We start from the raw sequence: 13,769 nt of genomic DNA on the forward strand, positions 1-13,769 counted from the left end.
ATTATCTTTTTGTAAGAAGCTCAAACTTTATCAGACATAGAAGAGTAACTAGATCCTTGAAACAATTATTAAATCAAATGAAAGTAGGTAAATTATAATGGAATTGTTACCAATTGGAACTGTAGTAACGTTGAATGATGGAGAGCAAGAGCTAATGATAACTGCTCGTTTCCCATTATACGACAATAATGGAACTGTAGGTTATTTTGATTATGCGGGTTGTTTCTATCCCCAAGGTCAATTCAATGAGGGAAATTATTTTTTTAATAGTGAAGATATTAAAACGATTCACTTTACAGGATATATTTCTGAAGAAGAACAAGAATTACAAAAAAATATTAAACAACAATTAAAGTCTACCACATATAAGAAATTGTCAATTAAAGAAACGCTTTAGTAATCCACTAAAAGAGAAAGTAAATCGTAGTAGTTACCAGTCGCGTTCTGGTGACTACTATTTATTTAAAGAAGACAGTTGAAAAGCAATAAAAAACGAAAAAAAATCTAAACTCGATGACGCCATCATAAATGATAGCGAAGTATGGGGTGGACGATCCAGATGTGAAGAAGCGAATAAATGATATTAACAACGGGATTAGTAACACTTCTATTGGTATAGGTACTACTATTGGCACTACAATAGGAGGAGATAAAATTGAGAAAGGCTTTGAAAAAGCTGGAGCAAAGTATGGAGATAAGCTGTCAAATGCAATTTGGTCAAATCGATATTCTATTACCTTACCTGATGGAAGAATTTTGGGACAAACTTCTGGAGCAACCTCAGCTGTAAGGAAAGCTGCTAAAAATACAGCTACAGGTTTCGCGAAAGGTATTGGTAGAGGATTTAGTGAAGTTGGTGGCACATTTATTGGTGTAGGGATAGATATGTGGCAAGGAGATACTGCTAAAGAAGCATGGGGTAAGGGAATTACAACTGGTATTGCTTCCGTGGGTGTTACTGGTGCGATTGAATTAGGGTCTGCAGCATTAGTAAGCGCTGGAGTATTAGCTAATCCTATAGGTGTAGGTGTCGTTGGAGGAATAGCTATAGCTGTTGGTATAGGTTTTGCAAATGACTGGCTTCGAGATAATTTCAAAGGTGTAAAAATTTCGAAGATAATGTGGACAATGCGGTTGTTTCTGGATGGAATAAAGTATCTAATAAAGTTGGCGATTTTTTTTGGAGGAGTTTTTTCATGATAAATAATTCGGAAATCAAAAAAGGTGAACTTTATAATATCTCTTTTGATAATAAAAAAGTAATAGTAGGTTGGGTATTGTTATTAACCCAAGAAAATGAAGAATATCTGATAAGACAAAATTCAGGAATAATCGGATTGGGAAAACATAAAATTAGTCGGAAAATCTATAAATCAAATATAGATTTTAGAAATAAAATATTCTCTAAAGATGAAATGAAGAAAGCCATGAAAAAAAAATCAGAACACAATTATATTGGTATTTCTATAGGGTTAATAATAAGCGCAATTTTGAGGCACAGCATAGATATGTCTTGGATATTTGGAAAAATTAATTCCCCTATAAATATAGTAACGGGTATTTTTAATCTTATGATTTTTTGGATGGTTTTTATTTTAGTTTTTTTTCTGGTATCAAAATATAGAAAAAAAAAATTTATATCAAATTTAGAGTATTTCTGTAATGGTGATTTGGATTTAATTGGTGAAGGACATGAAATAAATATTTCTAAAGAAAGACTAACTATAAGAAGTCAAGTAAAGAATAAAAGAATTAGTCCAAAATTTAATAACAAAAAAGTGCATAACAAATAAGAGAAAGCAAAGGTATTTTTTTGAGTTACATTCGTATTTCGTAAGGTTCGTTCTTTTTGAGAATCGCATGAACGATGTAACATAACTTTCTGGAAACTGCTCCAAGAGCTGTGAGGTGGTGTTTCCCTTCAGAACGTTTCTTTTCGTAGAAGGCTTTAAGAACAGGATCATGTTGTACTGCAATTAAAGCAGCTGAAAATAAGGCTTTTCTAAGATAAGGGGAACCACGTTTACTCATAACGTTATGTGTTGCTTGATATTGACCAGACTGAGAAACAGTCGCGTCTAGACCAGCGTATGCGACTAATTTTGTAGGATTGGAAAATTTACTAATGTCTCCAATTTCCCCAAGAATAGTAGCGCCATTGATTGGTCCGATCCCTGGGATCGTTTCAATGACAGAATGCAGAGTAACCATGATTTTTTTGATTTCAGTTTCAGTATCTTTAATTTGGGCTTCCAGAAATTTAAGTTGTTCAATCATTGATCGTAATTGGAAAGTAAAGGTCTCTTGAGCAAAAGTAATACCAAAAGATCGACTCGCAGCACTTTTTAAGGCATTGGCTTTATCTATCCCTAAACGATTGTGACTCGCTTCTTTAAGTAGTTTCGCAAGAGTATTCGCAGAGATATCATGGAGTGTTTCAGGAGAACTAAATTCAAGTAAAATTTCTTTTGATGCTTTACCAAAAACACCTGATTTACCGAATACTGAGTCATACTCAGGGAAAACTTGGTCTAATACGGCAATGATTTTACGTTTAAAGTCACTCGCTGTCCCAACTAGGTAAGTACGATAACGGGAAAGCTGTTTAAGAGAAAAAATATTTTCATCAGAGAGTGTCGTTTCAACAAAGGAACCGAAGCGAATCAGATCTGCAATTAAAACTGAATCAATAATATCATTCTTACGTTTACGAATTTCTGTCCCTTTACGCCACCCATCCGTTTGGAGGGGGTTAAGAACATGAATTAAAAACTCTTTTTCATGTAAGTATGAAAAAACCGTTAACCAATAATGACCGGTAGCTTCCATACCTACAGTAAAATCATCTGATGAAGAAGAAAAATCATGAATTTTTCCAAGTAATTTTTCTCCACCTTCAATGGTATTCGGAAAAGAAAATCCTTTAAGAACAACCTTTCCTTCATCATTCATGATTGAAGCAACATGGGAACGTTTCCCAATATCAATTCCAATGTAGAACATAATTATACCGCCTTCATAAGGATTTGGATTGAAATCCACTCAACTGAAAAGCGTTACTACCTTGTTCTAGATACGGAGTAAAGCCAGAAGGCTTTCAACATCTAACTCATTCGTAAACAGCTAAACAGAGAGAGGTGTCAGTCTTTCGATGACGAGCTCATAGACTCAAGGAGAAAACGACATAGCCTCTCAATCCAGTAATTATATTATCTCAAATTTATTGAGTTAATACCTAATGAAAAATAACAATGGTTCATAAGGTTATCCACTAAAATCGGAAGATTAAAACCTTAAATATAATATACAAGGATAATTACTATAAAAAATATTTTTCCATTAACATGTTTATTAGGATTGATAATATTTTTTACAATTATACTTCCTTTTTTAGTTCAAGAAAGATTGTTTGCTTTATTGATAATTTTAATTGCACTTTTGCTTTTTTTTAACGGTAACAATATTTTGAGCAAAAAAGTAAGTGAATACTTAATAATAAGAACGGAGAAATAATATGAAAAATCAAACATTATTACCAATAGGCAGTGTCGTTTATTTAAGTGAAGGTATTGTTCCATTAATGATTGTGGCGAGACAACCAATTATTCGTATTAACAACGAAGAATGTTATCTAGATTATGCTGCTGTTAATCAGGTGACTGGTTTAATCAATTTAGAGAAATTTGCTTATTTCAATGCTGAAGATATTAGTTCTGTAATTTACGAAGGATATATAGGAGAGAATGAAGATAGAATTTTGACAGCTTTGTGTGAATGGAGAGAAGATAATAAACATATTCTAAAGGGAAAGGTTTCTGAAGGGGAGCAACAATAGGTCAATTATAAAACATTAAATGTATTTAGACACTTTATCAAAATTTATAGGAGTTTCTATCAGTGGATAGTCTATAGTGAGAATGGAAAAACCTACATCAGCATTAAAGAAAAGTTACTAGAAGGAAACCTCAGTGAAGTACTATAGGTTTCTAAAGTACTTAGGCATATGGATAAACTTGATTAAATAGTGTTGATACGTTGAACTTACTTAGCAAATAAATTGATAAAAAGTAAAAGAAAATAAATTACATGTCTATATAAAAAACTATAATGAGAAAGTCGTTTTATATTTTCGTTCACAATATAAAAAAGAGATTTTGACAGAATTGTTTAACTTCGAGAAATAAGAAAGGCTAGCGGAAATTGCGGAGTTTTCTGAAAGAGTTGACTCTGCTACTACCGTTCACTCGGATTCCTCGAGGCTAGGATATGACTTGTAAAGTTATGTCCTAGCCTCTTCAGGGTGTAGACAAACGTGCAAAATTAGAGTGTTAATTATATTTTATACTAATCCAGAAATTGACAAGATGAAACAAACCTATCAAGAACAAGTGAAGAGTTTCCAGTCCGTTTATAGCAGTATTTCTGATCTAATTTCATTATCCGCCTCAAAGAGTGACTTTAATCAAGTAGCGGATGCGACGAAGAAATATGCGGATGAAATCATTCAAAAAGTCAATCAGTTCGATAGTAAGCAAGGCAATTCGGCTAATGAAGACATGATTCAGTCTTTAAGCACGCAAATTAAAGCAGCACAGAAAGTCGGAGGATTAGGCTATACCGATCCTCGTTTCCTTGCATTTGCGAATAGTACTGCTTTAGCAGATAATGTTCAAGCGTTCCAAAAAAAGGTGACTGAAGCAGATGAAAAGCAACGAAAAACGAAAGAAAAAGATCTGAACTCAATGACGCCATCAGAAATGATTGCGAAGTATGGAGTGGACGATCCAGATGTGAAGAAACGGATAAATGATATTAATAATGGGATTAGTTATACCGCATTTAATAAGTCAGTTGAAAATTTAGGCTATGGACAAGCTATAGGTGATGGTGTTTTACAAGGACTTAAAATGACTGGTAAAAACATGAGAGTTGATGCTTTGCAAATGGGAAGCAGAAGTATATCTCCTAATGAATTATCGCGAATAGGCAAACGAGCACGGGCTTTAGAAAGTGCGGGAGATGATCTAATAAATACTTCTAATGCTGTCTCTGGTAGCAAAATTTGTAAAGGTTTAGGAATTGTTGGAACAGTAGCAGGGGCAGCATTTGACTATAATGATCAAATGACTCAGCACAATGATCAGGCAAGGGCAATAAAAAATACAATAGCTCATTCGGTAATTGGATCAGGTGGAGCAGCCGTTGGTGGGCAGATTGGCGCGGCTCTAGGATCAGCCATCCCTGTACCTGTCTTAGGAACAGCTTTTGGTGCAGTAGTTGGTATAGGAATTGGGTATGTAGGTTCTGAGATTTATGACTGGGTAGAAACAGGTAAAGCTAAAAAAACTATTGATGACATATCTTCTAAAGTTTCAAAAACTGTTGATGATATCAAGCAAGGCACTAGTAAATGGTTTTCAAATATTGGTAATTCATTAGGAGGAGCATTTAATTGAAGAATAAATCGGTTGCTTTGCTGAAAATTGATACTGATAAATCAGTATATTTTGATTTATCGAAGCGTAAATTATTTATTCAAGAATTTATAGGCCCATATACTGAAAAATCTGGGAAGAGTTATTCTAAATCTCAAACATGGGGAATATCTGCTTTTATAGGAATGTTTTTAATTCCGCTGATTGCAAAACAATTTAATCTTGTATCTTTAGTTCCAAACTATATAAATATCCTTTGCATTTCTGGTGTGGGTTTTCTTATGGGAAAGCTGTTAACAGTTTATTTGATAGATAGGTCCAAAGGGCAATATATTGAAAAAAAATTCACCAAAAAAGATGTCCAAAAAATCTTAAATAATTCATCAAATTTAAGAATTTTAGCGGTGACAGAATTATTATTTATATTTGGATATAGTATATTTTTAATAATCTTACCTTTTATTGAAAAAACTTCTGTGAAAGGAATTATAGGCATATTTGCACTATGTTTCGCTGTAAGTGGTATACATTTTTCAGCCCATCCATTTGCACAACAAAAAGCATTTAGAATTTTAAAAAAACAAATGAAAGCAGGTATGTATGATGAGTGAGAACAACTATATATTGCCAATTGGTTCTATCGTAAGATTAAAAAAAGGCGATGTTCTTTTAATGATTGTAGGTAGAGCCCAACTCTTCAATCAAAATGGTAAAATAGGGTATTTTGATTATTCAGCAACATTATATCCGCAAGGAATAGATGGAAGCCAAGAATTTGTTTTCTTTAATATAGAAGATATTGATGAAGTAATATTTGAAGGTTATAGAAACAGTCAGGAAATTGATTTTGCAGATAATTATGATAAGAATATAGAAACAATTACTTATCCAAAACTAGTTGTTGAAGATTAAAATAAGTTTTAATGTTTTTTTGTAAACTAATCTTGGTGAAGAAAATCCAAAGAATTAAATCAATGGTGATGAAACTTAGAGGAAACTCCTCTAGGTTTTTCAACTAGGACTTATGAGTTCAAATAATTAAAAGTCAGAATGGAGAAGAAATTCTCTTAATTCTGACTTTTTGCTATTTAAGAATAATTAGGACACATCAGTACAGAACCAAGCAATGTTGAACAAACTCAGTCTCGTTTGTTCTCAGAAATAAACTCCATAATATCCTCAGGTTGGCAATCAAGAGCAACACAAATCCTTTCAATAACATCCATCGAAACTTTCTCGTTTGCAGAAATTTTTGCTAGAGTTGCAGTTCCTATCCCTATTTCTTTTCGTAATTGGGTTTTTGTCATTCCTTTATCAATTAATAATTTCCATAAACGATTATATATAATTGGCATTTGTGAGGACCTCCTATTTTATTTGTCTCTTTAGTATAAAATTCTTATATTCATTAGTCAACATAATAAATTCGCTTAAACGAATAAATAGTTCTGTAAATAAAATTTAGTTTTTGACTGATTATTCATTTTATGGTATTATATATTCGTTAAAGCGAATAAAAAATTCTTTTTTGCGAATGATAAAGTGAGAGGAGTGTTAGAAGGGTTTAAAATAAACAGGCAAAAAAGAAGCAGAGCTTTAATAAACAAGAAACGAATTTCTTGAATTAAATCTCTACTTTAGACAAGTAAATCATATCATAATTCAAGAAATTCTCCAAGTTTACAGAAAAATTCAAAGGAGAATTATTAGAAGAAAAAACTAATCATTGCTAAACAGAATAATCAGCCGTTACCAAACATTCCACAACAAGACGTTCATACTATTGCAAATACGTTAGAACAACTTACTTCATGGAATCTTATTTTAAACTTGCTTAACCAATTTTTTACTGAAAATCTCCAACCACTCGATAAGGATAAAGTAATGAGGGAATACTATGTTTGTTCAAAATTATATACTAATTTTCACAAAGATTTTTCGCAAACTTTACAAAAAATGGAAAGCCAGATTAGCATTTTGAGAAGTAAAGAAAAAATTTAATTAAGTTGAATTTTATTAAATAAGCAGAATGGAGAGCCACTTTTAAAGTAGATAGAAAAGTAATAATGACGACATTACTTTATATCAAAAGAACAATTCAATCAGAAAAAAACCTGATGGGGTTGTTCTTTTTTGCTTGTCATTATATGCTGTATAAGTAAGAAATTCATACCTGATATTTATGATTGATAATCATAATTAAATATAATTTTTATTTTTTGATAAGATATTCATATGACAAAATTTTGTAGATAAGAATTTCTTTAGAATATACAAAATTCAAGAATCAAAATGAAAAAAGGTGATGAGATATGTATCAAAAAATATATAGTGACACGGATGGTCATATGATTTTTTATAATGAAAAAGAGAAAAAATTAGCTGAACTAAAGCTAAATAGTAATACTAACAACGTTGCAACAGTAAAAAGTAACTTTGGAATTATTGCATTAGTTACTACATTATTGGGTAATTGCGTACTCGGAAAATTATTATATGACAATGTTGAAAATATATCATTACTAATAGTTGTAACATACTTATTTGCTATATTTACAGCACTTTTTCTGATATTTTTTTCAAAAAAACATCAGAAGAAGATGCTTGAAAAAAATCAGATATCTTTTTCGTGTGACAAATTAAAAGAAATTGTTGAGAAAAGACGAATGAGCAATTTAGAAGGTTTAATAAAGCTAACATGTGTATTCTTTTTTCTAGGTATAATATGTACCACTTTATTTTATTTTATGCATGTACTATTGTTTCTTCTATTTTCCTGGTTATGTGTATTTGTTAGTGTTGCTGCATTTTATGAGCCATTTATATATTTTACAATTACAAAAAAACTAATAAAAACAATAAGTTGATGGAGAAAATAATTATGAACATGTGTCAACTAGGGACAGTTTGTATGTAAACAAAAATTGACGATTACTCGGAGACTTCAATATATTAAGGATTTGCACATGCTGATTAGAATCTAGATAATTTCAAACTTTGGTAAGGAGGATAAATATTGCTACTTAGGGAATTGATTTACATGTGAGAGGTTAATGGCGAAACGATTTATTTTGATGTAAAGAAAAAAATCCCTATGAAATCACCGAATAGTCAGTATATAGACAGTAAAAAAACTAAAAAAAATAATTGGTGGAGTTCTATAATTTTGATTTCACTTTTTATAATAATCAGCAGTATATCTTTTTTTACTAAAAAAAGTTTTTTATCTGGAAGATACACTTATGTGACGCTGACCTTAATAGTGATAATGTGGATTTTTGAAGTATTTCTTTTAACTAAGTTAATTAATAATACGCTGTATAAAAATGTAAGATCAGCTGTTCCGGCTACAAAAAAGAACTAGGATATGCTATAAAAGAAAATAATATATGGAATATTTTTAACAATAAGAAAGTCACCATTTGGAAAAAGTTAACAGCCTGGCTTTTAACTATCGTGGTAGTAGGGTGTACTGTAGCAATAATTCTTGTAGCATATTTTGTAAACCAGAATGGGGAATTAATTGGTCACCAAATTGGTAGCGAAATAATAGTTATAAGTCTAATGGGTATATTACCTTTTTCCTCAATCTTGCTTGTATGGGAAAATAATCTCATACGATGGTTAAACGTAGTAGAAAAATATCAAAAAAGAGTTTAATCTATGATACAGTTGTAATATTAAAATGAGGTTTTATCTAAATAGTTAGTAAGCCTGATGGCCTTCAAAACAGTTATAAAAGTAATGATTTTGAGCAATCGGTATAGTAGTATCTGACATCCAAAAGTATAATGATGAACTTACTGTACATAAAAAAGGACAAGTCAATCAGAAAAAATAGCTGATAGACTTGTTATTTTTTGTTTGTCGTTATATGCTATATAAGTAAGAATTATCAATTCTTTGGTTAAGGATATCAAGCAGAAAATATGAATGCTTGAAAATTTGTAGTAAGAGAAAAATAGGTTAACAAGCGCACCGGTGAAACAGTTTTTGAAGGGAGAAAGACACAGATGAAATATGAAGAAAGCTAGAGATAACCGAACTGAACTAGTTGTGATTAAGAAGAATTTTATCACTATTTTTGTACCACTTTTGTTATTACTACCTATGTTATTTACTTTTCCTTTTTTGACAATTGCAGCTATCCAAATAGCACCATTTTTTGCAATTATTCCAATTTTAATATGTTTAATGCTTATAGTATTAGGTGTACAAACTCTTAATATGTTGATCAGGTTCGGAAACAAGAAGCTTGTTGTTTATGAAGAGGGACTTGAATTTTGTATGTGGAACGTTAAATTTCTGAAATGGAAAGAAGTATTAGATATCAAATTAAGTAAAACCCTGAATCAAGAGTTTTTAGTTTTAAATTTACAGAATGACAAAAAAATAGAAACTAATATAATGGATTCACAATTAAATAAATCAAATGATGAGATATATTCTATAATTCTTGAAAGTTGGTACCAAGCAATGGTGGAATGAAAAATCAAAAGAAAGATCGATCAGGGAGCAATTTATACAGATTAAAATGCAAGTACTCTAAAATTTAATAAAAGAAAACAACTAAAAGGAGAGACTAAAAAAATGAATGAAAAAAAGGTACAACGTAAATGGGCATTAGTAATTGCGGTGTTATTTACACTAGGGGCAATCAATCAATTGGTAAAAGGAATGGATTTATCTGAATCTTATGGTGCGGGAAGTCTCGTAAGTTTAATAGCATTCCCAGCAATATTTTATTATCTAGCCTTTAAAAAGAAAAAGGAAAAATAATAAAGTTGATAAACTAAAAAGAATGATTTAATAGAAAAATAGATAGTTTTTTTCTGCTTATCGAATTGTCATGAGGGTGGAGCCAGTAATATTTTTGGTGAGTATATTCATGATAAAAATTTTAAACATAATAGTAGAAAAAAATATATCTATATAAAGTAAGATGAGTTTTTGGGAATTTATTATTAAGAAAAAGTGGGAGAACTCAGTTGAATGATAAAAGTGTACCATTACTGAAAATAGATACAGATAAATCTATTTACTTTGATTTATCCAAAAGTGAATTGTTTATCCAAGAATTTGATGGTCCGTTTACTGAGAAAGCAAGAGGAAGCTATTCTAAATCCAGTACGTGGTCAATAAGCATGGTAGGAGGACTGTTAATAATTCCACTACTTGCCAAACAGTTTAAATTTGTTTCTTTTATGCCGATTTACTTAACTGTTCTTTGCCTTTTTGGAGTAGGATGGATTATAGGAAAACTTTTAGCTAATCTATTTGTAGAGAAATCCAGAGGAAAACGAATTAAAAAAAATTTCAAAAAAGAAGAAGTAATGAAAGTTCTCAGGAACTCAAGTAATTTAAAGCTACTGGTATGGGTACAATTTATATTTTTATTGGGATACGGTATGTTTTTTTTATATTCACTTTCAATTAACAGGCTGTCAACAGAAAATACGATTCTATTACTATTAGTAAGTTTTGTAACTAGTCTAATGCATTATTCTGTCCATCCATTTGCACAACAGAAAGCATTTCGAATTTTAAAAAAGCAAATGAAATCAGGTAAGTATGATGAGAGTTGATACTTATCCATTGATTTTGAAATGTATATCTAGGAAGACGCCAAAAGGAGAAATCTAATGATAACGAATAGACTTATTCAAACAAAAGCCAACTTTGGAAAAATATACGAACTAAGAGAAGAAAATAAAATCATTGGTACGACTAAAATACCAATAAATTTAAGAACACAGATTAATGTCTCAATAGCAAATAAAAATTTCAAATTACAATTTTCCATTATTAAAGATGCATTAAGCCGTTTCGATTATACTAAAAATGTGAGACTACTACCATTTCAACTATTTAACGAAAACAATGTTTGGGTGGGGTCTTTGTGTGAAAGAAGAACAAAATGGTTGTTTGGCTATACTTTTTTTGAATTGAATTACAATGATGAAACGTATTACTTCTATGCAATAGGACTAGGAAAAAAAGGATTAAAAATTCCAATGTATGACTCTGAGGACATTCAAGTAGGCCTGATTGAAAAAGACAATATATCCTACGATAATAAGAGCACCTACACAATAAATACATTAGATAAGAACTATCAAATGTTGGCATTCCTCTTTGCGGTTTATTACGATAATGCGTACTATTCACCAAATGAAGTTGCGTACAAATCCAAAGAGATTAATTATAAGTATACGATAAACAAAGAATTAAAAAGTAAGTACAATCCCCAATTTATAGAAGGAAGGTATTAATATGAAAAATAAGTACAAAATTTTTCTTTTAGTTTGCATAACTCTGATTATTATGGTGGGTTGTTCAGGGTCAAAAGAGATTCAGAAAACTTGGAAAGCGGAAGATGCGACGGATAATGTGTATTCTATAGAAATTAAAGCCAACGAAATAAATATTTCAAACGATAAAGAAAATGAAAAACTAGACTACAAACAAAATGTTATAGGAATTGAAAATGGCGTTAAATATTATGGTTTAACGATTGATAATGAAAAATATTCTATACTATTTCCGGAAAAAGATAATACCGATTTAGCGTTATTTTTGAAAATAGATAGTGATGATTATCTAGATGGCACTCTAGTTTATGCCATGAATACTAAGGAACAACCAAGTTATAATGATTATGCGGAAAAGTTTTTAACACATTAAAAAGAGAAATGTAATATACAGAGTTCGGTGAGACGAGCCTCAATAAGAATGATTAGATTAGTATGTAAAATAATATAAATCTATAGAGAGAAAAAAGTTAATTATTCATAACTATTTGTGTTTAATCGCGCTTAGATATTCGATCAGTTTCACAAAACTATCTACCAATCACAAAGAAAAAACATTTTTTGTCATTTGTAGCCTAGACGTGAATTCTAAAGCGTGATAATCTTAAATTTAAGCGCTTACAAACTTATTCGCTTGAAAAAAAAGGAGAGAGATCATATGGAAAAAACACTCGTTATCATCAAGCCAGATGGCGTTTCACGTAAATTAGTTGGAGAAATCCTACAGCGATTTGAGAAAAAGCAATTAAAGCTTACTCAATTAAAAGTAGCAACAATGTCCAGAGAATTAGCAGAAGAACATTACGCACATGTGAGGAAATTTGATTTCTTTGAAGATATGATAACGTACATGACTTCATCAGAAGTTATTTATCTTGTTTTAGAAGGAAACAGCGTCATTAAAACGGTTAGTAAAATGGTTGGCGCAACAAATTGTTTAGAAGCTGAACCGGGAACGATTCGGGGAGATTACGGTGCTAATAGTTACGAAAATATTATCCATGCGTCAGATTCACCAGAATCGGCTATGGTTGAGATCAAGCGATTTTTTAACGAACCGAATTAAAGTAAAAGCGTATCAAGATAGTAGGATGATCTTGAACGCTTTTTGCCTTTTTAAATGACAAAAATTACTAGGATTCCCCTTGTTTATTATAAAAAGTCTCATACTGTACCCTAAAATCAATAGGAAATCCCTCAAATAACATGAATTTAGCAGTGATTTTAGCGCAATTTCTCCCTAACCATTTAAAAATTCCGTAAAAAAAAGTATAATAGAGAAGGTTGTAAATAAACTTAAAGGAATGTAGCAAATGGACAATCAGCTAACTACAGAATTAAAAGAACGTTACGGCATTGTTTTCCATGATGTCAACCTATTAGAACAAGCTTTTACCCATTCATCCTATGTGAATGAGCATCGATACTTAAAACTATCTGACAATGAACGATTAGAATTTTTAGGAGATGCCGTTTTAGAATTATTGGTTTCTCAATATTTGTATAAACAATTTCCAGAGATGCCAGAAGGCAAATTGACGAAAATGCGAGCAGCAATCGTTCGTGAAGATAGTTTATCCAAATTTGCGAAAGAATGTCATTTCGACCAATATATTCTTCTAGGCAAAGGAGAAGAAAATTCTGGCGGACGGACACGTCCAGCGTTACTTTGTGATTTATTCGAAGCATTCTTAGGTGCTTTGTTCTTAGATCAAAAAGTAGATGCAGTCAAGAAATTCATTGCAGAAGTCATTTTTCCAAAAATCGATGCCGGTGCTTTTTCACATGAGATGGATCACAAAACACATTTACAAGAAGTCCTGCAACGTCAAGGAGACGTCACCATTGAATACCGCTTAGTCAATGAAGAAGGACCAGCCCATGATCGAATCTTTTTTGTAGAAGTTTATGTCAACGAAAAAATGATCGGGACGGGTTTTGGGAAGTCGAAGAAATTAGCAGAACAGGATGCCGCTGAAAAAGCGCTGAAACAAAATCCTGAGTAAGCTTGGAAGGAGCCGTT

The 13,769-nt window shown here is 31.3% G+C and carries 17 protein-coding genes; 15 read left to right on the forward strand and 2 right to left on the reverse strand.

What is annotated here, in order from left to right; translation table 11 throughout:
* Nucleotides 1-97: 97 nt before the first annotated feature.
* The 3 genes from IGL98_RS01165 to IGL98_RS01175 all read left to right on the forward strand — a co-directional run bounded on the left by IGL98_RS01165 (nt 98) and on the right by IGL98_RS01175 (nt 1,793).
* A complete protein-coding gene (locus tag IGL98_RS01165; RefSeq protein WP_339099340.1) occupies nt 98-397 on the forward strand; it encodes a DUF4176 domain-containing protein in 300 nt (99 codons plus the stop codon).
* A gap of 149 nt (nt 398-546) precedes the next feature.
* Nucleotides 547-1,200, forward strand: a complete 654-nt coding sequence (locus IGL98_RS01170; protein ID WP_206913513.1) for a hypothetical protein — start codon at nt 547-549, stop codon at nt 1,198-1,200.
* A complete protein-coding gene (locus IGL98_RS01175; protein WP_339099339.1) occupies nt 1,197-1,793 on the forward strand; it encodes a hypothetical protein in 597 nt (198 codons plus the stop codon). The genes IGL98_RS01170 and IGL98_RS01175 overlap by 4 nt, the downstream gene beginning before the upstream one ends.
* Before the next feature lie 25 nt (nt 1,794-1,818).
* Here IGL98_RS01175 and IGL98_RS01180 read toward each other — a convergent pair whose 3' ends face one another.
* Entirely contained in the window at nt 1,819-3,003 is a 1,185-nt protein-coding gene (locus IGL98_RS01180; protein ID WP_206912427.1) for an IS110 family transposase, read from the reverse strand.
* Nucleotides 3,004-3,514: 511 nt separating this feature from the next.
* On the opposite strand from IGL98_RS01180, the gene IGL98_RS01185 reads away from it, so the two are divergent.
* The 4 genes from IGL98_RS01185 to IGL98_RS01200 all read left to right on the forward strand — a co-directional run bounded on the left by IGL98_RS01185 (nt 3,515) and on the right by IGL98_RS01200 (nt 6,347).
* Nucleotides 3,515-3,835 (forward strand): DUF4176 domain-containing protein, encoded by a 321-nt coding sequence (locus tag IGL98_RS01185; RefSeq protein ID WP_206913530.1) that lies wholly within the window; start codon nt 3,515-3,517, stop codon nt 3,833-3,835.
* Between the two features lie 529 nt (nt 3,836-4,364).
* Nucleotides 4,365-5,456, forward strand: a complete 1,092-nt coding sequence (locus IGL98_RS01190) for a hypothetical protein (RefSeq protein WP_339099336.1) — start codon at nt 4,365-4,367, stop codon at nt 5,454-5,456.
* Complete coding sequence (locus IGL98_RS01195) at nt 5,453-6,046, forward strand: hypothetical protein (RefSeq protein WP_069654189.1); 594 nt, start codon at nt 5,453-5,455, stop codon at nt 6,044-6,046. The genes IGL98_RS01190 and IGL98_RS01195 overlap by 4 nt, the downstream gene beginning before the upstream one ends.
* Nucleotides 6,039-6,347: a DUF4176 domain-containing protein gene (locus IGL98_RS01200; protein WP_069654188.1), complete on the forward strand. Its 309-nt coding sequence runs from the start codon at nt 6,039-6,041 to the stop codon at nt 6,345-6,347. The genes IGL98_RS01195 and IGL98_RS01200 overlap by 8 nt, the downstream gene beginning before the upstream one ends.
* Before the next feature lie 227 nt (nt 6,348-6,574).
* Here the strand turns inward: IGL98_RS01200 and IGL98_RS01205 are convergent, their stop codons facing one another.
* Entirely contained in the window at nt 6,575-6,790 is a 216-nt protein-coding gene (locus IGL98_RS01205; protein WP_206912848.1) for a helix-turn-helix domain-containing protein, read from the reverse strand.
* 957 nt (nt 6,791-7,747) lie between these two features.
* Between IGL98_RS01205 and IGL98_RS01210 the strand changes: the two genes are divergently transcribed.
* From IGL98_RS01210 to rnc, 8 genes are all read left to right on the forward strand, one after another.
* Complete coding sequence (locus IGL98_RS01210) at nt 7,748-8,302, forward strand: hypothetical protein (RefSeq protein WP_206912839.1); 555 nt, start codon at nt 7,748-7,750, stop codon at nt 8,300-8,302.
* A 1,153-nt stretch (nt 8,303-9,455) separates the two neighbouring features.
* A complete protein-coding gene (locus IGL98_RS01215) occupies nt 9,456-9,923 on the forward strand; it encodes a hypothetical protein (protein ID WP_206912830.1) in 468 nt (155 codons plus the stop codon).
* Nucleotides 9,924-10,025: 102 nt separating this feature from the next.
* Nucleotides 10,026-10,214 carry a hypothetical protein gene (locus IGL98_RS01220; protein ID WP_083241773.1) on the forward strand — a complete coding sequence of 63 codons (189 nt, stop codon included), beginning with the start codon at nt 10,026-10,028 and terminating at the stop codon, nt 10,212-10,214.
* A 209-nt stretch (nt 10,215-10,423) separates the two neighbouring features.
* Nucleotides 10,424-11,020 (forward strand): hypothetical protein, encoded by a 597-nt coding sequence (locus IGL98_RS01225; RefSeq protein ID WP_206912829.1) that lies wholly within the window; start codon nt 10,424-10,426, stop codon nt 11,018-11,020.
* A 57-nt stretch (nt 11,021-11,077) separates the two neighbouring features.
* On the forward strand, nt 11,078-11,707 hold the full coding sequence (locus IGL98_RS01230; protein ID WP_206912827.1) for a hypothetical protein: 630 nt from the start codon (nt 11,078-11,080) through the stop codon (nt 11,705-11,707).
* 1 nt (nt 11,708) lies between these two features.
* Nucleotides 11,709-12,119 (forward strand): hypothetical protein, encoded by a 411-nt coding sequence (locus tag IGL98_RS01235; RefSeq protein ID WP_206848223.1) that lies wholly within the window; start codon nt 11,709-11,711, stop codon nt 12,117-12,119.
* Nucleotides 12,120-12,404: 285 nt separating this feature from the next.
* Nucleotides 12,405-12,812: a nucleoside-diphosphate kinase gene (ndk, locus tag IGL98_RS01240; RefSeq protein WP_206912825.1), complete on the forward strand. Its 408-nt coding sequence runs from the start codon at nt 12,405-12,407 to the stop codon at nt 12,810-12,812.
* A gap of 247 nt (nt 12,813-13,059) precedes the next feature.
* On the forward strand, nt 13,060-13,752 hold the full coding sequence (gene rnc / locus IGL98_RS01245; protein WP_206912823.1) for a ribonuclease III: 693 nt from the start codon (nt 13,060-13,062) through the stop codon (nt 13,750-13,752).
* Nucleotides 13,753-13,769: the final 17 nt, after the last annotated feature.

It is taken from the genome of Enterococcus sp. DIV0840, from assembly GCF_050527835.1.
GTDB classification, from domain to species: domain Bacteria; phylum Bacillota; class Bacilli; order Lactobacillales; family Enterococcaceae; genus Enterococcus_L; species Enterococcus_L ureasiticus.